The following is a 20,690-nucleotide window of genomic DNA, read 5'->3' as shown; positions in this document are numbered from 1 at the left end:
CACTACGATGAAAATTGATAACAAGGCTAATGGATATATTGATTGTTGAAGATGCCCGTGACCAGAGAATGATTCTGTCTGTGGTTCTGAAAAAGCAGGGGCATCGTGTTTTTGAGGCATCAGACGGCTATGAAGCACTGAATGTTCTGGAAAACCATCCTGATATCCGGATTGTCATCAGCGACTGGATGATGCCCAATATGGATGGTATTGAGCTGTGTGAGGCGATCCGTAACAGTGATTTTGGGTACTATATCTATTTCATGCTGCTAACGGGTAACTCGGATCGTGAGGCCGTGGTGGAAGGAATTAACCGTGGTGCTGATGATTTTATCAATAAGCCAGTGGATTTTGATGAGCTTGGTGCGCGCCTGAATGCCGGCATTCGAATTATCGAATTAAAAGCGGCGCTTGAACATAAAATACATACCATAGAAAAAGACCTGGAGTCGGCGGCAGAAACACAGGCTCGTCTGCTCTCTGAGCCAGCGAAAATTCAGAGTGTGGATTTTAACTGGTATTTCAAACCAAGCCGCATTCTTGGTGGCGATATGTTTGGTTATCAGGCACTTGATGGAGAGACACTGGGCTTCTATCAACTGGATGTAGCCGGACATGGTATTCCTTCAGCACTGTTTTCTTTTTCATTGAACAATACCCTTCGTGAGGACGGGAGTGGATCGCTGGTTAAGGCGTCATTCAGCGAGCCACCTTTTTATCGGATAAAAGAACCCAATGAAGTGCTGGTGAGTCTGAATGAGCAGTTTCAGGCAAAACCTGAGTCGATGCTCTACTTCACCATTGCCTATGGGATAATCAACAGCCGCACCGGTTCTGTTACGTTGTCACAGGCTGGCCATCCATCATCACTGTGGCTGAAAAGCGGTTCAAAATCTGTCGAAAAAATTGCCTGTGGTGGCGTACCGATAGGTATGATGCCGGACATGACCTATAAAAATGTCACTATTGCACTGCAACCTGGTGACCGACTTTTTCTTTACTCCGACGGGGTGACGGAGTGTGAAAACAATGTCGGTGAAATGTTTGGTGAAGACCGGCTGGTAGCTTCTCTGGAAGATGCTTTTGATCACACCCTTGAAGCCATGATCAGCCGGGTTGAGCAGGACATCACTAACTGGACCGGAGCGGATGTTTTTGAGGATGATGTAACTTATCTGGTACTGGAGTGGCAGCCGTAACCAGGCTTGCCTTATTAATTACGCAACGTTTATAACGCAAGGAGAGCGACATGCCATTTGATTCTAAAAATGATGCCGGGCATACCATCGTATCAATCGACGAAACCCGGCTTGATGCATCTTTATCAGAGCCTCTGAGGATTTATCTGTTTGACCAGATCGACAATGGCTCCGATAACCTGGTGATTGATTTATCCCAGGTGCGTTTTATGGACAGCAGTGGTTTGGGGGCATTGGTGGCAGGTCTGAAAAAAATGGGGGGAGCCGGTTCCATGAAGCTGGCCAGTGCCCAGCCTGCGGTTATGGATCTTTTCAGTCTTACCTCTATGGACAAGCTGTTTACCATTCTCCCTACAGTGACCGAGGCCATTAAGGAGAAGTAATCATGACCGACGAAAAGGGGCAGGCTGTCAGGCTTGAGATTGACAGTGAGCTGGCGAATACCACCCTGGTTGCCATGGCTGTCCGGGGCCTTTGTGCCATGACAACACTGTCCCCGGTTGAGGTGAATCGTGTGGAGCTGTGTGTGGTTGAGATTGTGAATAATGCCATCGAGCACGCCTATGGTAATGAAAAGGGGCATAAGGTTGAGGTTGGGGTCAGTCTTTTGCAGGCTTGCTTAATGCTGACCATCAGTGATTGGGGTAAGCCAATGGATCAGGGTAAGCTGGGGAGCAGGGATATGTCAGTGGATCCTGACAATCCTGCGGCGTGGCTGTGCAGCGGTAGAGGGTTGCCGATCGTCCAGAGTTTGATGGATAACGTTGAGTATCAGACTGTTGGGGATAAAAACAGTTTTATCATGAGTAAGCAGATCAGGAGTTAGTACACAGTTTCAATACATTTGATGGGGTCATTTAGGAGCTGTCCTGAAATAATTTACACATTTCTGGGTTTCAAAACTCCGTTCGTCCTGAGCGGAGTCGAAGGACATAAAATCCATACCCTGAATAAAGACTGTGCCAGTCACCCTTCGACTCCGCTCAGGGTGAACGGAGATTGTCCACATGAAGCTTATTGAAATGATGAACTGTTCTGTTCACTCATTTTTAGCAACGTCAGCTGCTTTTTTCTGAAATGATCATTCCCGTTTCCACCAGCGCCTCAGGGCGATCATAGGGCGTAAGTTTGAACAGGACGCCAATCTCCGGACTGTCTATGTATTGAATTTCCTTTACATTCCGAACTCTTCTTCGCTGCTTTATCTGAAAATTATCGGTTATACGCAAAGGCGGGGAGCCATCATCCAGTCTCACCAGATTGTCAGATCCTATATCAGAAGCAGCCAGAACGTCAGATGTCTTTTGTTCGTAATTGTTTCCGGACAGGGCGGAGTACAGTGGTTCCGGACTTAATTTATTCAGCCACAGATCAATATCAACATGCAGAAAGCGCTCTTCACTGACGCTGACCGTGCCATTCAGCAACAGATTGTCCTGCCCGCTGATAGCAGCCCGGATTTCAATCGGTCGTTTACCCGATCTGGCGCTGACAGGCATTCGCCAGGCTTTATGGGTAATCACCTGATAATTGCGATTTCTCTCAAGTGCAGTTACCTGGCTGTTCAGAATCCTTTCATTGGCTGGCAGGTCGATGTAGGCATCACGCATAACATCAGGATGGCTCTGCTTTACAGGCTCAATAATGTCAAACAGAGGACTGCTATCATCAGGGTCGGCAGCGTGAGTTTGCAGTTTGATTACATTGCCAGGTGCCCGGTAACCGGCAACGGGAGGCCAGGCTTCGCCACTGTGATTGTTGAGGTAACGAAAAACCACAAGATCCACCTGATACCATGGGATATCAGGTCCTCCATCACTCGCGTTCTGTGCAGCAGAAAGCGGTACATTAACCAGTAGTGCTATCGACAATGCGATAAGCTGAAGTTTTTTCATACAGAATTTCCTTGGATCACCCAATCCGGAATCAGGGATTGTGGCTTTTGTGCAGCAGCTCCTGACTGTCTGAAAACCAGCCAGGTGGCTATTGTTAGATATCAGCTGTTAACCCGCAAGCCTGCCCAGCAACGTTTCCGTTGCCTTAAACCTCTGTTCCGAAGTTTCCATTGCGTCAATGTACTTTAAGATGCTGCTGCCTTCCAGCCTGAACTGCTGAGGGCTTGACTGGATAAGGTTAATAATCAGCATGGGATCGACACTGGGCTGCTCTTCAAACTCGACCCTTGCTTCTTTGCTGCTGGCATCCAGTTTCTTGATGCCCAGCTTCTGGGCACAGAGTTTTAACTTCATCTGACGGAACAGGTTTTTGGCCGGGTCGGGCAAGAGGCCAAACCGGTCAATCAGCTCAACCTGAAGGTTCTTTAACTTTTCCTCATTATCAGCGGCGGCAATTCTCTTATAGAGAATCAAGCGGCTATGGACATCGTGAATATAGTCTTCAGGCAACAGGGCCGGAAGCCGTAAGTTCACTTCTGTGCCATGGTTCAAGGGCTGATCCGGATTGGGCGTTTCGCCGTTGCGGATGGCGTTAACGGCACGCTCAAGCATCTCGGTGTAGAGCGTAAAGCCAACACTCTGTATCTGGCCGCTCTGGCCTTCACCCAGCAGTTCACCCGCACCCCTGATCTCCAGGTCGTTCGAGGCCAGCATAAACCCGGCACCAAGGGTTTGTGCTTCCGATATGGCTTCAAGACGTTTCGCGGCATCAGCCGTCATCGATTTCGGTGTCGGTGTTAACAGATAAGCGTAGGCCTGGTGGTGTGAGCGACCAACCCTGCCTCTAAGCTGATGCAGTTGGGCCAGGCCAAACTTGTCAGCCCTGTTGATGATGATGGTATTGGCATTAGGGATATCGATGCCGGTTTCAATAATGGTTGTGCATACCAGAACGTTGTAGCGCTTGTGGTAAAAATCGGACATCACCTGTTCAAGCTGACGCTCACGCATCTGGCCATGACCGGTGATGACCCGTGCTTCAGGAATCAGTTCCTGAAGGTCGCTGGCTACTTTTTCAATGGATTCCACCTGGTTGTGAAGATAGTACACCTGCCCGCCACGCAGCAGCTCCCTGAGGATCGCTTCTTTCACCAGGGGTTGATCATATTGCCGGACAAAGGTTTTAACCGAGAGTCGCCGTGCCGGTGGTGTCGCGATAATGGACAGGTCGCGAATACCGGACATGGCCATATTGAGCGTTCTTGGAATGGGCGTTGCGGTCAGGGTCAGGATATCAACCTCGGACCTCAATGACTTGAGCTTTTCCTTGTGTCGGACCCCAAAGCGGTGTTCTTCATCAATAATGAGCAGGCCAAGATCTTTAAAGGTCAGGTCGCCCTGGAGAATTTTGTGGGTACCAATAATGATATCCAGTTTGCCCTCAGTGAGCCGCTCTTTTACCTGATCCACGGCTTTTTGTGACTTGAAGCGTGAAATAACATCAATTTCTACGGGCCAGTCCGCAAATCGATCGCGGAAACTTTCGTAGTGCTGTTGCGCCAGCAGCGTTGTGGGAACCAGAATGGCCACCTGTTTACCGCTATGGGCCGCAAGGAAAGCGGCCCGCATGGCAACTTCTGTTTTACCAAAGCCCACATCACCACAGACCAGGCGGTCCATGGGTTTTGGTGCGCACATATCACCAATAACGGCGGCAATGGTCTGTTGCTGATCGGGCGTTTCTTCAAACGGAAAGGCGGCAGCGAAAGCCAGATAGTTCTGCTCCGGCTCAGTGAAAGGAAACCCTTTTCGTGCTTCTCTGCGGGCATAAATATCCAGCAGTTCAACGGCCACGTCCCTGGCTTTTTCGGCGGCCTTACGCCGCACCTTGCTCCATTGCTCACTGCCCAGCCGGTGCAGCGGGGCAAGTTCATCATCGGCACCAGTGTATCGGGAAATCAGGTGGAGAGAAGCAACAGGTACATAGAGTTTGGCTTCGTTGGCATATTCCAGGGTCAGAAACTCCGTGGTCTGGCCATCCACTGCCAGTGTTTCCAGCCCTCTGTATCTGCCAACCCCATGGTCAATATGAACCACGGGGGCTCCGATTCTTAACTCGGTCAGGTTGCGAATCACCTGGTCGGCACTGTGTTCGTCTTCTGTCTTCCGCCGTCTGGTCTGTTGTACTCTCTGGCCGAGCAAAAGCGCTTCCGGGATAACAGCAATTTGTTCTTCCGGTAGATACAGTCCGTTGTCCAGTAGCCCGGTACTGACCGCCAGAGCGGGCTTTTCTTTGAGAAATGCGGACCAGCCATCACACAGGTCAGGCATTATATTATTCTGGCTCAGCAGCTCCAGGAGTACTTCCCGCCGTCCGGCACTTTCGGCGACCAGCAGGACATGATGAATGCCATTTATAAAGGTTTTGAGGTGGGCCAGTGGTTGCTCAAGCCGGGCATTAATGGTCAGTTCCGGCAATTCCTCGCGATTTAAATTAAATCGACCGGCCCTGGGTGCAACAGGCTGCTCAAACAGTGTGACTCTGGGGAAGTCGTTCAGTCTGCTGTATAGCTCCTCCGAGGGCATCAGAACCCGGGATGGCGGAAGTATTGGCCTTTGCGGATCAACACGGCGGTTGTCGTAACGTGCATGAACATCCGAATAAAAATGATCCAGCGATGAACTCACGGTGTCGTAGATCAGTATTCGGGTGTTTTTTGGCATGTAGTCGAAAAGCGTTGACGTCTCCTCAAAAAAGAGAGGCAGATAGTATTCAATGCCCGGGCTGGCAATACCTTTGTTGATATCCTGGTAAATCGGGCATTCACGATAGTTAACGTCAAAGGTTTCCTGAAAATTACTGCGAAATAACGCTATCCCTTGCTTATCCAGGGGGAACTCATGCCCCGGTAGCAGTTGTATCTCCTCAACCGTTGCAATGGAGCGTTGCGTTTCAGGATCAAACGTTCTCAGTGACTCTATCTCGTCATCAAACAGGTCAACCCGATAGGGCGTGTCAGCCCCCATGGGAAAAATATCAACAATCGAGCCACGGATAGCGAACTCGCCATGTTCCATCACTGAGTCCACACAGCGGTATCCGGCCTGTTCAAACTGGCCCCGGCGTTCATCAATGATAAACCGGGTGCCCGGTTGCAACGACAGGCAGCTGCCCAGCAGATAGTTCTTCGGACACAGGCGGTGCAACAGCGTCGTCACGGGCACAATCAGAATTTTTTTTCGGCCACGGTTGTCGGTCAGGGGAAGGTGGTAGAGCGTTGACAGTCGCTGGGAAATAATATCCTGATGGGGTGAAAAGGTATCGTAGGGCAGTATTTCCCAGTCCGGCATTTGCTGAACATGGATGTTGGCTTCTTCAGCAAGGAAGAAGGCCAGCTCTTCTTCCAGCCGGTTTGCTGATGAACTGTCCGGCGTAATAATCATCAGCGGCTGGTTGTCCGATACCGCAGCACAGGAAATGGTCAAGGCAGGCCCGGCTTTCGCGAGATTTCCCCACTGAAGCTTGTCGCCGGGGTGGGTTGGCAGAGGAATAGTGTGTTGAAACATGAAAATCCTGAAGGCTCTCCTGATTTACCCCAAATACAGATATAAGTGGTGGATTGTAGCGGTTGTGATCCTGTTCTCCCAGTATTGCCAGCGGGAAATGGTGGAATAAGGAGGAAAATCAAAGGCAGAAAGATTGGCGGTGTTAATGTTTGATAATCTTTGTTGCCTCGAACACCATCAACAAGGATAATACCAACAGAACATAAGTCCCAAATAAGGGATTGTATTTAAAACAGAAATAATAAACGGGAATTTATCGTGGTAGCAGATCGTTTTCAGGACTGGAAAGAGCGTGAAGCACTGGCTGAGTCAATGATCCCTCTGATCGGCAAGCTGTATAGAAATCACCATGTTGTCACGTCTGTGTTTGGGCATCCCGTCATTAACCGCTCCGTAATCAGCTTGCTGAAAGCGCACAAGTTTGTTCGACAGATTGAGGACAATGGTCTCTCTGTCCGTGAGACTTACCCTGTGCTGGAAATTCTGGCAGGCCTTGATCTGGGGCCATCCCGTATTGATATTGGCAAGCTGGCGGTTGGCTACCGGGCGGAAGCAGCAGGCCTGTCACTGGAAGAGTACGTTACCGGTCAAGTAGCGTCAGTGACTAATGGCCATAAACAGACCCTGGGCCCGGGTCAGGATGTCGTATTGTATGGCTTTGGCCGGATTGGCCGTTTGATGGCCAGAATCCTCATTGAGCGCGCGGGCAGTGGCTCTGGTATTAACCTGAGGGCCGTGGTTGTCAGGCCCGGCGGTGCAGGCAATGATCTTCAGAAGCGGGCAAGCCTGTTGCGTCGCGACTCGGTTCATGGCTCTTTCCAGGGCACTATATCTGTTGATGAAGAGAATAAGGTTATCTATGCCAACGGTGTGGCCATTCAGGTCATTTATTCCAGCAGCCCGGATTCCATCGATTACACCCGGTATGGCATTAACAATGCCGTGATTGTCGACAACACCGGTAAATGGCGTGATAAAGAGGGATTGAGCCTGCATTTGCAATCAAAGGGAGTATCCAGGGTCCTGCTGACAGCACCGGGAAAAGGGGATATCAAGAATATTGTTTATGGGGTAAATCATAACGATATTGAGCCGGAAGATCAGATTCTTTCCGCCGCCTCCTGTACCACTAACGCGATCACACCGGTGCTGAAGGCCATTAATGATGAGTTTGGTGTTGAACACGGTCATGTAGAGACGGTTCACTCTTACACCAATGACCAGAATCTGATTGATAATTACCACAAGGGTGAGCGTCGTGGACGCAGCGCTGCACTGAATATGGTCATTACCGAAACCGGGGCAGCGAAAGCCGTTGCCAAGGCGTTGCCTGAACTTGAAGGTAAGTTGACGGGGAATGCTATTCGGGTGCCGACCCCGAATGTTTCCCTGGCCATCCTTAACCTGTCCCTGGACAAGGCCACCACCGTTGAAGAGCTTAATCGCTTTATCAGGGAGACCTCACTGTATTCCAGCCTTCAGAAACAGGTGGATTACGTCACCTCTGTTGAAGCAGTTTCCAGTGATTTTGTGGGTAGCCGTCGAGCTGGCGTTGTGGATGGGCAAGCCACTATTGTTGACGGCAAACGCTGTGTGCTTTATGTCTGGTATGACAATGAGTTCGGTTACAGCTGTCAGGTCAACCGGATACTTCAGTTTATGTCTGGTGCGATGTACCCGTCGGTTCCATAAAACACTCGTTTGTCAGTAGTGATGAACACTTCACAGAGTGACTGATTAGTGGTTCGGCTAATCAGTCACTCTGTAGATCCTGCCTTTTTCATATCTTATCCCGATTTACCATTACGACCTGCGAACATTGATATGGGTCAACAATGAGTGAGATTGGTCGTCCTCTAAATTGTAACCATTCTCATTTGCGTATATATTCAGATCAATTGACATTTTGTCAGGCAGCAACCATTCCACACTAAAACCCCGACAAAAAAACAGGTTCTGGCCCTGGCAGATGATTTAGGTGCAAATATCTGGGTCATTTTTGCGAGTTATTACCTGCTTTGCAGAAAAAACGCGTACAAAACTGACTTTATGATGCCTGTGGAGAAGATGTACATGAAGGTGACATTGGGTGAACTGAAAACCGGTGAATGTGGCCGGGTAACCGCTTTTGCGGATGCTGGCAGTGCTTACCGGCGGAAATTGCTGGCAATGGGCCTGACGCCCGGAACCCGGTTCACGGTTTGTCGTGTTGCGCCATTGGGGGACCCAATCCAGTTGGAAGTCAGGGGCTTCCAATTATCGATTCGAAAGGATGAAGCCGCTGTTGTAGAGGTTTCCAGAACATGAAAAAACACGTTGTTGCAATTGTCGGAAATCCTAACTGTGGTAAGACAACGCTGTTTAACGCGCTGACCGGTGCCCGGCAGCGGGTTGGCAACTGGCCAGGCGTTACTGTGGAAAAACGCAGTGGTTTTTATACCTTTGCTGATAACGCCATAGAGGTCGTTGATCTGCCCGGAACCTACTGTCTTGATGTGGTTGACAGCGACGTTTCTCTTGATGAGAAGGTGGCGCGGGATTATATCCTGAAGCGTGAAGCTGATTTAATTATCAATATTCTTGATGCTTCAAATATCGAAAGAAATTTGTACCTGACCACTCAACTGCTGGATATGGGTGCTCCGGTCATCGTTGTGCTCAATATGATGGACGTTGCCAGGGAAAAGGGCATGGACATTGATATTGACAAGCTGGCTGAGGAACTCGGCTGTCCGGTGCTGCCCCTGGTTGCCAGCAAGTCAGGCAATATCAAAGCCTTTTTACAAAATATTAATGATTTTCTGAATAATGGTATCTCCGTAGCCCCACCATTGAACCTTGGTGAACAGCTGGAACAGGCCATTGCCGTTATTGAATCGACCCTTGAAGCGTCTGTGAATCTTGATAGTCCGCTGTCCCGACGCTGGTATGCCCTGAAGTTACTGGAAGGTGACACTGTGCCTCTGCCGGAACTGACCTGGCAGGTGGTCAATGAGGCTACCCGGCAGCGTCATATCATTGAGGCTGCCCTTGAGGAAGATCTGGATATTATTCTGGCCAGTCGACGTTACGATGTGGTTGGTCAGCTTATGGAGTCAGTGATTCGTGAGCGGGGCGTGGTCAGTCACCGGCTGAGCGAATCCATTGATCGTGTGGTACTGAACCGGGTGCTTGGGTTCCCCATTTTCCTGGGTGTCATGTATCTGATGTTCATGTTCACCATTAACTTCGGCAGTGCCTTTATCGACTTTTTCGATATCTTTACCGGGACTCTGCTGGTGGACGGTCTGGGCCACTGGCTGAACTCGGTTGGTGCTCCCGCCTGGGCAGTGACGTTACTGGCGGACGGTGTGGGTGGTGGTATCCAGACTGTATCGACATTTATCCCGGTGATTGCTTTCCTGTTTCTGTTTCTTTCCATACTGGAAGACTCGGGATACATGGCCAGGGCTGCTTTTGTCATTGACCGGCTCATGCGCTTTCTGGGGCTTCCGGGCAAAGCTTTTGTTCCCATGCTGGTGGGCTTTGGCTGCAACGTGCCTGCGATTATGGCAGCACGGACACTGGACAATGAAAAGGACCGGCTGTTGACCATCTCCATGGCTCCGTTTATGTCCTGCGGTGCCCGATTGCCGGTGTACGCACTGTTTGCCGCTGCCTTTTTCCCGGAGTCCGGCCAGAATGTGGTGTTTATTTTGTATCTGGTGGGTATCCTGGCAGCAATATTTACCGGGTTGATTCTCAAGCAGAGCATCCTTAGTGGCGACAGTTCGCCATTTATTATGGAGTTGCCCAATTACCATTTGCCATCGGTGACTCAGGTCATGTTACGCACTTGGGATCGTCTCAAGGCTTTTATCCTGCGTGCAGGCAAAGCGATTGTGATGGTGGTGGTCGTGCTGAACACCCTGAATGCTATTGGTACCGATGGCTCTTTCGGTCACCAGAACACTCAGAACTCCCTGCTCAGCAAGATTGGCCAAACCATTACCCCGATATTTTCCCCCATGGGCATGACGGAAGAAAACTGGCCAGCGGCTGTGGGACTGTTTACAGGTATTCTGGCGAAAGAAGCCGTTGTGGGTACGCTTGACTCAATGTACGGTGCTATTGCCGCGTCTGAAAACGCTGACACCGAGGGTGAAACGACGTTTGACCTGTTGGCAGGATTGCAGGAAGCCGTTGCCACTATTCCAGCCAATCTGAGTGGTTTAAGTGGCACACTGGCAGATCCTCTGGGTGTCGAAGTGGGCGATCTGACCGATCTGGATGCGGTTGCTGAAGAGCAGGCAGTCAAGGTCAGCACCTTCTCTGTTATGGCAGGCCTGTTCCCCAGTCATGCTGCAGTCATTGCCTACTTATTGATGATCCTTCTTTATACTCCCTGCGTAGCAGCATTGGGTGCTATTTACCGGGAAACCACCCTGGGCTGGACGCTGTTCATTTCCGGATGGACTTTCTTCCTTGGCTATGCGGTTGCCACTATTTATTACCAGTTGTCCCTGGTATCTGTGCAGCCTGGCGAAACGCTACTTTGGGTGGTATCGATCATGCTGATGATGTTTATTGTGGTTACCTTGATGAAACGCATGGGAGCCTCAGTACTGCAAGGGCGGATGGATGTCAGCCCGCAATGACATCGTAAACGCAAAGCGTGGCCAAAAGCACCCTCAGTGCTTTTGGCCATTAACCGGAACCTGACAGGCGCTGACCATGCTGATCAAAATCCGCGATTATTTGAAACTGCAGAAAGTGTGCTCTCTGGCTGACCTCAGTGTGAAATTCAATACCACACCTGAGGCCATGAGAGGGATGCTCTCACACTGGCTAAGGAAAGGTCAGTTGAGCTGTGAACAGCCGGGTTGCTTTGTGGCCTGCAAAAAGGGGTGTGTTTCCTGTGACCCTGCCGAGTTGGAGATCTATCGCTGGCAGGGGAAGTCTCAACATATTCCATTGAGTCTCATCGGCTGACGGACTTTCACAGCATATTTGCTGTTCTGCATAAAAAACCTCTTTACCCCTGAGCTCCTTTACCATTACATCATCATGATATAGCTGGCGTTTTTTACATAACGCTTGCCTGCTTCTTTGCCATTTTAATAGTCAAACAGATGTTTAATTATTATTACCCGGTAACATGATGGAACTTTCGAAACAAACGATAGTCCAAATAACAAAATCCACAGATTTTTCAGTTTTCTGAAAAGTTTCTTATGGAGTAGGAAATAGACTATGAATATTGACGCTATACACGGAGCTCCCCCTGGGAATCAATTAGTTCCACCTGTTGTAAAGACCGGGCATGTATTTGGAATGACAGTTGCTGAGGAGGTTGGAGTCTCCCTTGAATTAGAAAATATAGATGAGGGTGAGCTTGATTCTATTCTTTTTGAAGGATCTGTGAAATCAGATACTGCTGATGAAGGTTTTGTTATGGTGGCAGGAAAAGGTACGCTTCTGACGCTGCGGGATAAAAACCCTAAAGTGTTTGCTGGATTATACAGTGCCACCCCCGTTCCTGAACCATCAGAGAGTGTCTTTTCAAGAGTATGTACCCTTGTAACTGATTTTATTTCTGCCTATCTGAACACAGGCAAAGATTAATTGATTAAGTCCTTTAAGATGAAGCTGGCTGAACTTGATAAAGAAAAACAGGTGTCTGGTAAAGATCGTTGGCCTTAAGCGTCTTTACCGGCACTCTGCCTGATAAACTGAAGGTGTGGGTAAGTAACCAGCAACCAGGTGGCATTTGAGGAATCAATTCTCTTTCAACACGTTCCATCGCTCCGGGATACAAATAGCAAACAACAAGGCCGACGTTACCAGGGGCTGCCTGGAAGAAATCCGCTCTTATAACATCGATCCCGTACCTTGCCTCAGTAAACAGGGCTGGAACCGGAGAACGTTCCCAGGCCTCAATTTTTTTGTCAGGGTATTTTTCTCTTAAAATGGGAATCAGGTGTCCCCAGCCACAACCAAGTTCCATAACATGACCGGACACGTCATCTGGAAGGATATCTCTGATCGCCGCCCTGACTTTTCGCGAGGTGGGAGTAGGGCCAATGCCCAGGCGCAGGGTCCAGAAGAGAACAGAGCCGGTGATCAGACCGGCTGCCACCAGAAACGCGGTGGTCATTATTAATGAGTTCAATTATGCGTTAATCTTCAACACGTTCCCAGGTTTGCGAACGGCCAATCAGCGCGAACCCGATATAACCACGGACTTCCAGTTTACTGCCATCTTCCAGCACTTTCATGTTAGCGCTGTAGACTTTCCCGGATTCAGGATCGACGATTTTTCCATCATCATATTTGCTGCCTTGCTTTTTCATGCCCCAGAGTATGGTCATGCCCTGAACTTTCTGATCCTTGAGCTCGCCCTGGCACTGGTCACAAATGCTGTCCTGTTTGGCAGGGTCAAGAATCTGTGTCACTTTGCCAGACAGTTTGCCATTCTCCTCGAAGATTGTGACATAACTTTTTGCTTTACCCGTGCTGTCATCAATGGTTTTCCATAGCCCCAGGGGCGAAGCCGCCAGGCTGAACGAGGACAGGCAGAGGGACAACAATCCAGCGCCCAGGGCGCGTTTTCTCGGGAACATGCGAGGGAGTCTCCAAAACCCCGGAATTTTCCGGCGTTTATTGTAATCATTCCATTGTGGTGTCATTCAGGTAGAACAGTTTGCCCCGGACACTTCTGCGAAATTCAGAAGGCGTGAGCTGGTAGCGACGTTTGAACAATCTGGAAAAATAATCAGCGTCGGCATATCCCACCTGCAGGGCAATTTCGGCAATGCCCAGGTTGGTATTCTTTAATAGATCGCTGGCCTGATCAAGCCTGATTTTGCGGACATACTCCATTGGCGGGGAACCGGTGGCCTGTTGAAAGCGACGATTCAGTGTCCGGGCATTCAAGCCCGACAGTCTGCCAAGGGCAGCCAGAGAGATTTCACTGGCGAAGTGATGGTGGATAAAGTCCTGCAGGGAGACGATCACTTCATCCTGGTGGGTTGTGGCATGATCTTCAGCAAAATAAGTGTCTTTGAAGGGCTTTCTGATTTCATGGGAAAACTGCTGTTCAACCTTTTGGGCGATGGACTCGCCAAACGCTACGCCAATCATGTGCACCATCAGGTCAGCGACCGAATTGACACTGCCAGCGCAATAAATACGACCTGCCCGGGTGATCAGGTGATTGGGTTTGAACTCAATATCCGGGAAAAAACGTTGCAGTTTTTCCATGTAAAACCAGTGGGTTGTGGCTGGTTTTTGATCCAGAAGCCCGGTTTCTGCCATAAACGCCACCCCGGTACCAGCTGCGGCAAATACGGCACCGGCATCGTGTTGGTGTTTTAACCATGCAATGATTTCCGGGTGTTTCCTGACCACCGGAATCGGGTTGCGCCAGAGCGCAGGAACCAGAATCAGATCACCATAGCCACTCTGTTTAAAGGTTCTGTCCGGTGTCAGTCTCAGGCCGCCAGTGGTGGTGATGGGGGCGGGCGTACTGGCACAGAAATGAACTTCAATACTTTTTTTATTGGCTGACAGTCGGGTGTAGGTCATTGCCGCTTCCAGCATCTCAAGGGGTAATGTCACACTGGTACTGATCATATGCTCCACCATAGGGATCAGTACCCGGTTTAACTGGATTGGGGGGGATTGTTGGAACATTGGCGTAAAACTGCTCAGTGATGTGTCTTTTTTGTCCGTATTCGTGTCTTTTTCATCCAGTTAAGTTTATCACGAAATCATTAAACTAGTGCCAACTTCATTTAATTCTTAATTTGCATTCATAACAACCTGATCGCTACTCAGAGTGGCGCATCATTCAGTTGTTATACAGGAGTGTGGTTTGTCCAGATTACCCGTTATTGTTGCTCAAGGTGGGGTCAGCCCAGCTGGAAGAACCTCTGGTTTTCATGGCTACCGTCGTTTGGTGCTGGAATGCCTGAGTGACCGGTCGCAGCACGAAACCCTTGCTGCGCTTCGCACGCTGAGAAATCTGCCACAAGACAGCAGTCGGGAAGATATTCTGTCGGGAACATTGATTCGCCGGCTGGAAAACAACCTGTTTAATCCGCAAGCCATTCCTTTTCATCAGGCCATTCAGGCGGAGTCCGGATCGGAAATTATTCTGAAGGGCCGTCGTTTACCCAATCCACTGCCGGATGGCTGGCAGTTAGAAAAACTGGAAGATGGCCAGATCAAGGTGAAAATCGAAGTCGGCCAGCCGTTAATGATTCCTTCCATCCGTGAATCACTGGTCAATGCCGCGGGTCAGCTGCCCAGCGGGTTTGCCCCGGAAAAGCTGTACCAGTCCCGGAACCACCCCAGGTCACTGACAATGACGGTGTTCGGTGCATCCGATGCGATTTATTCTTCCGGTATGGACTGGCCTGCGGTCAAGCAGAAGCTAAGCCCTGAACAGGTTGCGGTCTATTCCGGCAGTGCCATGAGCCAGCTGGATTTTAACGGCAATGGCGGTTTGCTTCAGTCCCGTTTGCTGGGAAAGCGGGTCACTTCCAAACAGTGTCCACTGGGTTTTGCCGAGATGTCGGCGGATTTTATCAATGCCTATATCCTTGGTTCTCTGGGTGGCACGGGTACCAGTATGGGAGCCTGTGCTACCATGCTTTACAATCTGGAGCAGGCTGCTGCTGACATTCGCAGTGGCCGTCGTCGTCTGGTGATTGTGGGCAACAGTGAAGCGCCAATTACCCCGGAAGTCATGGAAGGTTATTCCACTATGGGGGCTTTGACCACGGATGCAGCACTGCGGAAACTCGATGGTCTGTCGGATTCTGACCATCCGGACTGGCGCAGAGCCTGTCGCCCATTTGCCGACAATGCCGGTTTCACCATTGCCGAATCCAGCCAGTTTCTGGTGTTGATGGATGACGAACTGGCCCTTGAGTGTGGCGCACAGATCCTGGGATCGGTGGCGGATGTCTTTATTAATGCGGATGGTTTCAAGAAGTCTATTTCTGCCCCGGGAGCCGGTAATCATTTGACCGTGGCCCGGGCTGCCGCCCTGGGCAGGGCCATTGCTGGCGAAGACGCCCTTCGTTACCGGAGTTTTGTTCAGGCCCATGGCACAGGAACGCCACAGAACCGGGTGACCGAGTCACAGATTCTCAGTGAAACCGCAAAAGTGTTTGGTATGGAAAGCTGGCCGGTGGCTGCGGTTAAAAGTTACCTTGGTCATTCCATCGGCGCAGCGGGTGGTGATCAGATTATGGCGACACTCGGCGTCTGGAAGCATGGATTTATTCCCGGTATCAGAACGATCAATGGCCTGGCTGAAGACGTTTATTCGGAAAAACTCAATATTCTGCTGAATCACCTGGAAACCGGGGCTGATCAGATGGATCTTGCCCTGATTAATGCCAAGGGTTTTGGTGGCAACAATGCCACAGCCCTGCTGCTCAGCCCGGAAATAACCCGAAAAATGCTGAAAGCCCGCCATGGCGATAAGGCCATGACGCAGTGGCAACAGAAAAATGAGACAGTCACCCAGCAGCAGGATGACTATGAACAGCGCTGCCAGAGCGGTGAAGCAAACCCCATTTATCAGTTTGGTGAGGGTGTGCTGGACGGTTCTGACCTGACGTTTACGGAAAAACAGGTAAATGTTCCGGGCTATGGAAAGGCGCTAGATCTGGAGATGGAAAACCCGTTCTGGCAGTTTAATCGATAACATCCTGGGGGCTGCCCTCAGTGATTCGCTCATTTCTGTGAAGTTGCGAGACAACGCAATCTATTCGTTTTAAAGTGCTTGCAAACCTATCAATTCAGTGGCGTACAGGTGAGCCATTATGTTTAAGCACTTATTACTGATTTTGCTGATGTCCGGGTTCGTGATCACCCGGGCCTCAGGTGAATCTTTACCGGGCAGATTTAACGTTGAGCAACCACAGTCAACGGTAGTGACGCTCTACAGTGATAAAGCCCTGGTCAGCCAGAGGTTCGATACCCGACCCGATGGGCTGGGCAGTCTGAAGATTGTCGGTCTGCCGATCAACCGGCTTGATGGCAGTCTTAATCTTGAATACGTCGATGGTGATACTGTTTACCGGCCTGATGACGTTTTCTGGCATCAGGGCGGCCTGGGTCGCGATAATTACTACCGGAATCTGCTTGGCAAAAACGTTGAACTGTTTGGTGGCGGCCTCAACGTTGCCATTCAGGGAAAACTGGTCAGCTACCAGCAGGGAATCGGGCTGGTGGAAGGCAACAATGGCCGTCAGTATTTGATTGATTATCATGATCCCCAGGGGTTGAGGATACTGTCACTGACCGCTTCGGAGATTCAGGGAGAAAATCTCCAGTATGTAAAGGCGGATTTTGGCCAGCAGCCGGTGAGTGGTTCCCTGAAGCTCTCGTATATTACGCCTCAATTAAGCTATGACAGTCATTATCGGTTAACGCTTTTATCCCACAACCAGGGACGTCTGGAATTAAAAACGCTGCTAACTAACAGTGCCAATATCAACTTCGATCAGGCAACCATTCGCCTTGTGGCTGGTGGTGAGGGGGGCGTTGCCGAGTTTTACCAAAAGAACCGGATGCTTAAAGCCTCGGCGATGGCAGATACCGTTGACTACGGGGAACGTGTCGGTGAAGTGTTGCTGACCACCTTACCAAAGGACACCGTTCTTCCCGCCAATAGCAGACAGCTGATGGATCTTTTCTCAGAACCACTGCATCTTGAAAAGCTGTATACCCTTGACGTATATGGCCGCTCCACCGGTGGCAGAACGGCCACGGTTGAACGACCCAGGCTGACCTGGAAATTTGCGGCCCCCCTGGATCTCCCACCTGCACAGGTTCGTCTGTATGAACAGGATCCGGAGGGTGGCTATATCATCAGTGGTCACTCATGGTTACCCAAAACCACGGCAGGAGACAGTGCCTGGTTGACCATGGGAGAAGCGTTGGCCGTTCGTGTTGAGCGTAACCGTCTTGATCTTGAACAGAAGAGTGATAAAGAGCTGGTGGTAAAATGGCAGGCAACGGTCTCTAATGACCAGCAAGACAGTATTACGCTGTTGTTAAGAGAGCGTGACAGCAACCTGATAAAGTTCGACAGTGTCAGGGGAGCCACGCTGGAAAAGCCGGATCAGCTTCGTGTTGAGGTGGCTGCCGGTACCCGCAAAACCATACATTATACGACTAAATACCGTCGTTGATGACAGGAGGTTGGTTTGCGCTATTCATCCATTGTTGTTCTGACCGGTGCGGGTATCTCCGCCGAGTCTGGAATCAGAACATTCCGGGCCAGTGACGGGCTCTGGGAGAATCATCCTGTTGACGATGTGGCAACCCCTGAAGGCTACGCCCGAAACCCCGCACTGGTACAACGCTTTTACAACGACCGAAGGCGGCAGCTGAACTCAGTCAAACCAAACCGTGCTCACCAGGTACTTGCCGCGTTTGAACGTCATTTCTCCGGAAGTTTTCTTCTGGTGACGCAAAATGTTGATGATCTCCATGAGCGGGCAGGGAGCAACCGGCTGATTCACATGCATGGTGAATTATTGAAAGTTCACTGCCAGGAGACAGGGCAGGTTTTTTATTGGGATCAGGATGTTACCGTCGACACTCCCTGTGAATGCTGCGGTGTTGCCGGTAATCTTCGTCCACATATTGTCTGGTTTGGTGAGATGCCTTTACGGATGGATGAGATTTATCAGGCACTGTCCGTCTGTGATCTCTTTGTTTCCATTGGTACGTCAGGAAACGTCTATCCCGCTGCCGGGTTCTTTCAGGAGGCTGCTGCTGCAGGAGCAAAGACGGTTGAATTGAACCTTGAGCCGGGTAATCACGCCTCTTTGTTTGATGAACAGTATTACGGGGCGGCTACCGAAGTGGTTGACCGTTTCTTCAGTTCGCTGTTGTGATATGGGTTTGGGAAACTTAATGCAGAAAAATTGGTCTGATGCAGAAATATATTTCTGCTTGAGAACCAGAAAATGTTACCTGACAATGTTGCTAATCTCTCTCTTGCTGAACTATCGACATATCGTCATAGTCAGGATCCTGGGCTTGTGCAAGAACAAGTCCGTAAGGCGCAAGAAGCGCTTGCCTTTTTTAAATATCAAAGAGTTCTGGAAGCTGAAGATGTAGATACTCTTAAAACTTATATAATAAATTCAGGTGAGTCTGAAATAACCGGAACTGAATCACTGCAAGAATTATCAGCAAGAGTAATCAGAAGGGCATTACTTGATGTGTCAATGATTTCAATCGACGCCAAGAGCCTGGGGCTTCCTGTTTCATGTCATCGACAAATACAACCGAGCTTATTATCTGGTCATCATGGTAAGTTAGTTGATGATAAATTAAAAAGTCTATTACGTCTGTTTAGACCATTTCATAAAGAACCAGGCATAAATTTATCTTATATTGAATTCCTATTTTATATTCGTTCACTTAGTCGGGAAATCTATGAAGATGATCCTATTGAGAATTTTTTCAGGGAGGTTGTATTTATGGGCCATACGGAAGCAGCAAAATGGGCGTTGAAGGCAGGTGGGCCGAAAGTTGAGAAAATAATTCCGGAAGTCCGCAGTGAAGCTGCTAAGTCAGCGGATTTTACTGTCGCACAGACGCTGTTAAAGCTAGGCATCAGCACGTTTACTCAAGAGGAAAAAGATCACTGTCTGAGACGTTCGATGGCTGTGGAGACTCCTGCTGAGAATATCAAAGCCTGGATTGAATTCGGTGGCCGAATAGACGACAAGTTTCTGGATGATAAGTTAAGGTACGCTGCAGAAAATAATCTTTTCCAGGTTGGGGAATACGATAAGGTATTGGCGCGGTTTTATCCTGAGGACAAACTTAACCAAAATTTAATGGCGGCAGTATCTGACGAGGATCTGACCCAGGCAAAACAATGGCAGCTGTTGGGAGGGAAAGCAGCCACATCAGAAATTGAAGAGCGTATTGAACACCATTACAAGAACAATCCATTACGGATACTGTCGTACAGGTGTTAATGGTTGTGCTACCTGTAAGTTGTATATCTGAGCTCGGCGGCACTCTTAGGGAAAACATTAAGCGCTTACTCCCAGCTTCGGGAGGTTGAAGACGAAGCCACGAAGAACACAAAGAAGAGATTTTCTTTTCCTTCGTGTTCTTTGCCGTGAAAGAAAATTGCCACGGAGGCACAGAGACACGGAGGAGAGAAAAAAGCTTTTCCTCTGTGTCTCCGTGACTCTGTGGCTAAAGCTTCCATGACAGAGGGTGAGAAACCATCGTCATGAAAATTTGTGTACTTCATGTTTCCATGTTTATTTTTTCGGACATTTTGTACAAATTATTAATGAATTCATATGAGAACATACCTTTACTAATACAATAGCGAATCAATGGGGTAATCGGTTTTAAATTTTGACAGAATTTGGTTACGATTGCATAACCATTTTTACATTCATAAGCTGAACTTGGTGTAGCTACATGCATGAGAGGCAACGCATCTTTGCATGATTGAAGCTTTTTCCCGAATAGCTCACCATCAAATGCAAAAGAAATTTTCCTTTCTATCTCATCTGATACAAAATAACCCTTAGGCGTATAAAGTTTTTTTTCCCAGAGATCCCATCTCCAATTATCGGGGTTGTCAGGATTTTTTGAAGCGGTACTGATCCTCGAATCTTGCGGTGCTGACAATGAATAATGCTTTATCAAATAATCACTCAATGGTTGGACAACTTGTTTGGGTGTGCAGCCTAATTCTAAAGCGGCATTTTCAATACCATCATCAGCCGTTTTGATAATTTTTGTTACAAAATCATTAAATTTCCCCTGATCCTCTTCACTTATTGCAGTTGCATAAGAGTTGAAATCTGGTGATTGTGGCAGGCGATAACTTCCTGGTGGGTTCAGCATTGAAAGACCTTCCTCGCTAATTAGAAGTAGATGTTAAGTAGCTAACCATATGAAATCATATATTTCTGACTACTTGTTCAGGCACTCTGCTTCGTTACAACTCCGGTCACATAGCTACGGCTATGCTCCCTCCGTT

At 49.1% G+C, this 20,690-nt stretch carries 18 protein-coding genes; 12 read left to right on the top strand and 6 right to left on the bottom strand.

Annotation, left to right across the window (positions count from 1 at the left end; genetic code table 11):
• Positions 1-29: 29 nt before the first annotated feature.
• The 3 genes from ACO6V1_RS10330 to ACO6V1_RS10320 are packed head-to-tail and all read left to right on the top strand — an operon-like array spanning position 30 to position 2,025.
• Positions 30-1,199, top strand: coding sequence for a PP2C family protein-serine/threonine phosphatase (locus tag ACO6V1_RS10330; RefSeq protein ID WP_422448000.1), 1,170 nt, complete (start codon positions 30-32; stop codon positions 1,197-1,199).
• Positions 1,200-1,249: 50 nt separating this feature from the next.
• Complete coding sequence (locus ACO6V1_RS10325; RefSeq protein ID WP_101747520.1) at positions 1,250-1,582, top strand: STAS domain-containing protein; 333 nt, start codon at positions 1,250-1,252, stop codon at positions 1,580-1,582.
• Between the two features lie 2 nt (positions 1,583-1,584).
• Entirely contained in the window at positions 1,585-2,025 is a 441-nt protein-coding gene (locus tag ACO6V1_RS10320) for an ATP-binding protein (protein ID WP_422447998.1), read from the top strand.
• A gap of 232 nt (positions 2,026-2,257) precedes the next feature.
• On the opposite strand, the gene ACO6V1_RS10315 is transcribed toward ACO6V1_RS10320, so the two are convergent.
• Together ACO6V1_RS10315 and mfd are read right to left on the bottom strand one after the other, a co-directional pair.
• Positions 2,258-3,094: a CsiV family protein gene (locus ACO6V1_RS10315; RefSeq protein WP_422447996.1), complete on the bottom strand. Its 837-nt coding sequence runs from the start codon at positions 3,092-3,094 to the stop codon at positions 2,258-2,260.
• Between the two features lie 108 nt (positions 3,095-3,202).
• Positions 3,203-6,661, bottom strand: coding sequence for a transcription-repair coupling factor (gene mfd, locus ACO6V1_RS10310; RefSeq protein WP_422466771.1), 3,459 nt, complete (start codon positions 6,659-6,661; stop codon positions 3,203-3,205).
• A gap of 258 nt (positions 6,662-6,919) precedes the next feature.
• Here mfd and ACO6V1_RS10305 point away from each other — a divergent pair, with 258 nt between their 5' ends.
• From ACO6V1_RS10305 to ACO6V1_RS10285, 5 genes are all read left to right on the top strand, one after another.
• Entirely contained in the window at positions 6,920-8,353 is a 1,434-nt protein-coding gene (locus ACO6V1_RS10305) for a glyceraldehyde-3-phosphate dehydrogenase (protein WP_422447992.1), read from the top strand.
• A 381-nt stretch (positions 8,354-8,734) separates the two neighbouring features.
• Positions 8,735-8,968 (top strand): FeoA family protein, encoded by a 234-nt coding sequence (locus ACO6V1_RS10300; protein ID WP_101747532.1) that lies wholly within the window; start codon positions 8,735-8,737, stop codon positions 8,966-8,968.
• Complete coding sequence (gene feoB / locus ACO6V1_RS10295) at positions 8,965-11,298, top strand: Fe(2+) transporter permease subunit FeoB (RefSeq protein ID WP_422466769.1); 2,334 nt, start codon at positions 8,965-8,967, stop codon at positions 11,296-11,298. The genes ACO6V1_RS10300 and feoB overlap by 4 nt, the downstream gene beginning before the upstream one ends.
• 76 nt (positions 11,299-11,374) lie before the next feature.
• Positions 11,375-11,632 carry a FeoC-like transcriptional regulator gene (locus ACO6V1_RS10290; protein WP_422447987.1) on the top strand — a complete coding sequence of 86 codons (258 nt, stop codon included), beginning with the start codon at positions 11,375-11,377 and terminating at the stop codon, positions 11,630-11,632.
• Positions 11,633-11,893: 261 nt separating this feature from the next.
• On the top strand, positions 11,894-12,265 hold the full coding sequence (locus tag ACO6V1_RS10285) for a hypothetical protein (RefSeq protein WP_422447985.1): 372 nt from the start codon (positions 11,894-11,896) through the stop codon (positions 12,263-12,265).
• Positions 12,266-12,278: 13 nt separating this feature from the next.
• Here the strand turns inward: ACO6V1_RS10285 and ACO6V1_RS10280 are convergent, their stop codons facing one another.
• Genes ACO6V1_RS10280 through ACO6V1_RS10270 form a run of 3 tightly spaced genes read right to left on the bottom strand, consistent with a single transcriptional unit; the run spans position 12,279 to position 14,335 of the window.
• A complete protein-coding gene (locus ACO6V1_RS10280) occupies positions 12,279-12,797 on the bottom strand; it encodes a hypothetical protein (protein ID WP_422447983.1) in 519 nt (172 codons plus the stop codon).
• A 22-nt stretch (positions 12,798-12,819) separates the two neighbouring features.
• Complete coding sequence (locus ACO6V1_RS10275) at positions 12,820-13,263, bottom strand: DUF2147 domain-containing protein (RefSeq protein WP_422447981.1); 444 nt, start codon at positions 13,261-13,263, stop codon at positions 12,820-12,822.
• A 46-nt stretch (positions 13,264-13,309) separates the two neighbouring features.
• Positions 13,310-14,335: a GlxA family transcriptional regulator gene (locus ACO6V1_RS10270; RefSeq protein WP_422462876.1), complete on the bottom strand. Its 1,026-nt coding sequence runs from the start codon at positions 14,333-14,335 to the stop codon at positions 13,310-13,312.
• Positions 14,336-14,516: 181 nt separating this feature from the next.
• Here ACO6V1_RS10270 and ACO6V1_RS10265 point away from each other — a divergent pair, with 181 nt between their 5' ends.
• The 4 genes from ACO6V1_RS10265 to ACO6V1_RS10250 all read left to right on the top strand — a co-directional run bounded on the left by ACO6V1_RS10265 (position 14,517) and on the right by ACO6V1_RS10250 (position 19,662).
• Entirely contained in the window at positions 14,517-16,361 is a 1,845-nt protein-coding gene (locus ACO6V1_RS10265) for a beta-ketoacyl synthase (protein ID WP_422462878.1), read from the top strand.
• A 118-nt stretch (positions 16,362-16,479) separates the two neighbouring features.
• Complete coding sequence (locus tag ACO6V1_RS10260; RefSeq protein WP_422462880.1) at positions 16,480-17,853, top strand: hypothetical protein; 1,374 nt, start codon at positions 16,480-16,482, stop codon at positions 17,851-17,853.
• Positions 17,854-17,868: 15 nt separating this feature from the next.
• Positions 17,869-18,564: a Sir2 family NAD+-dependent deacetylase gene (gene cobB, locus ACO6V1_RS10255; protein WP_422462882.1), complete on the top strand. Its 696-nt coding sequence runs from the start codon at positions 17,869-17,871 to the stop codon at positions 18,562-18,564.
• A 72-nt stretch (positions 18,565-18,636) separates the two neighbouring features.
• Positions 18,637-19,662: a hypothetical protein gene (locus ACO6V1_RS10250; RefSeq protein WP_422462884.1), complete on the top strand. Its 1,026-nt coding sequence runs from the start codon at positions 18,637-18,639 to the stop codon at positions 19,660-19,662.
• A 280-nt stretch (positions 19,663-19,942) separates the two neighbouring features.
• Here the strand turns inward: ACO6V1_RS10250 and ACO6V1_RS10245 are convergent, their stop codons facing one another.
• Positions 19,943-20,554: a hypothetical protein gene (locus tag ACO6V1_RS10245; RefSeq protein WP_422447969.1), complete on the bottom strand. Its 612-nt coding sequence runs from the start codon at positions 20,552-20,554 to the stop codon at positions 19,943-19,945.
• Between the last annotated feature and the right edge of the window lie 136 nt (positions 20,555-20,690).

This window comes from Endozoicomonas sp. ALC013 (genome assembly GCF_049310205.1).
GTDB lineage: Bacteria > Pseudomonadota > Gammaproteobacteria > Pseudomonadales > Endozoicomonadaceae > Endozoicomonas.
Note: the sequence above shows the minus strand (reverse complement) of the source record. Positions and strands in the feature narration are given on the sequence as shown.

What these genes read in the sequence shown, in the direction of transcription:
- mfd (WP_422466771.1), bottom strand. Translation starts at nt 6,661, where the DNA reads ATGTTTCAACACACTATTCCTCTGCCAACCCACCCCGGCGACAAGCTT.
- ACO6V1_RS10250 (WP_422462884.1), top strand. Translation starts at nt 18,637, where the DNA reads ATGTTACCTGACAATGTTGCTAATCTCTCTCTTGCTGAACTATCGACA.
- ACO6V1_RS10285 (WP_422447985.1), top strand. Translation starts at nt 11,894, where the DNA reads ATGAATATTGACGCTATACACGGAGCTCCCCCTGGGAATCAATTAGTT.
- ACO6V1_RS10290 (WP_422447987.1), top strand. Translation starts at nt 11,375, where the DNA reads ATGCTGATCAAAATCCGCGATTATTTGAAACTGCAGAAAGTGTGCTCT.
- ACO6V1_RS10280 (WP_422447983.1), bottom strand. Translation starts at nt 12,797, where the DNA reads ATGACCACCGCGTTTCTGGTGGCAGCCGGTCTGATCACCGGCTCTGTT.
- ACO6V1_RS10315 (WP_422447996.1), bottom strand. Translation starts at nt 3,094, where the DNA reads ATGAAAAAACTTCAGCTTATCGCATTGTCGATAGCACTACTGGTTAAT.
- ACO6V1_RS10320 (WP_422447998.1), top strand. Translation starts at nt 1,585, where the DNA reads ATGACCGACGAAAAGGGGCAGGCTGTCAGGCTTGAGATTGACAGTGAG.
- ACO6V1_RS10325 (WP_101747520.1), top strand. Translation starts at nt 1,250, where the DNA reads ATGCCATTTGATTCTAAAAATGATGCCGGGCATACCATCGTATCAATC.
- feoB (WP_422466769.1), top strand. Translation starts at nt 8,965, where the DNA reads ATGAAAAAACACGTTGTTGCAATTGTCGGAAATCCTAACTGTGGTAAG.
- ACO6V1_RS10300 (WP_101747532.1), top strand. Translation starts at nt 8,735, where the DNA reads ATGAAGGTGACATTGGGTGAACTGAAAACCGGTGAATGTGGCCGGGTA.
- ACO6V1_RS10270 (WP_422462876.1), bottom strand. Translation starts at nt 14,335, where the DNA reads ATGTTCCAACAATCCCCCCCAATCCAGTTAAACCGGGTACTGATCCCT.
- ACO6V1_RS10275 (WP_422447981.1), bottom strand. Translation starts at nt 13,263, where the DNA reads ATGTTCCCGAGAAAACGCGCCCTGGGCGCTGGATTGTTGTCCCTCTGC.
- ACO6V1_RS10260 (WP_422462880.1), top strand. Translation starts at nt 16,480, where the DNA reads ATGTTTAAGCACTTATTACTGATTTTGCTGATGTCCGGGTTCGTGATC.
- ACO6V1_RS10245 (WP_422447969.1), bottom strand. Translation starts at nt 20,554, where the DNA reads ATGCTGAACCCACCAGGAAGTTATCGCCTGCCACAATCACCAGATTTC.
- ACO6V1_RS10330 (WP_422448000.1), top strand. Translation starts at nt 30, where the DNA reads ATGGATATATTGATTGTTGAAGATGCCCGTGACCAGAGAATGATTCTG.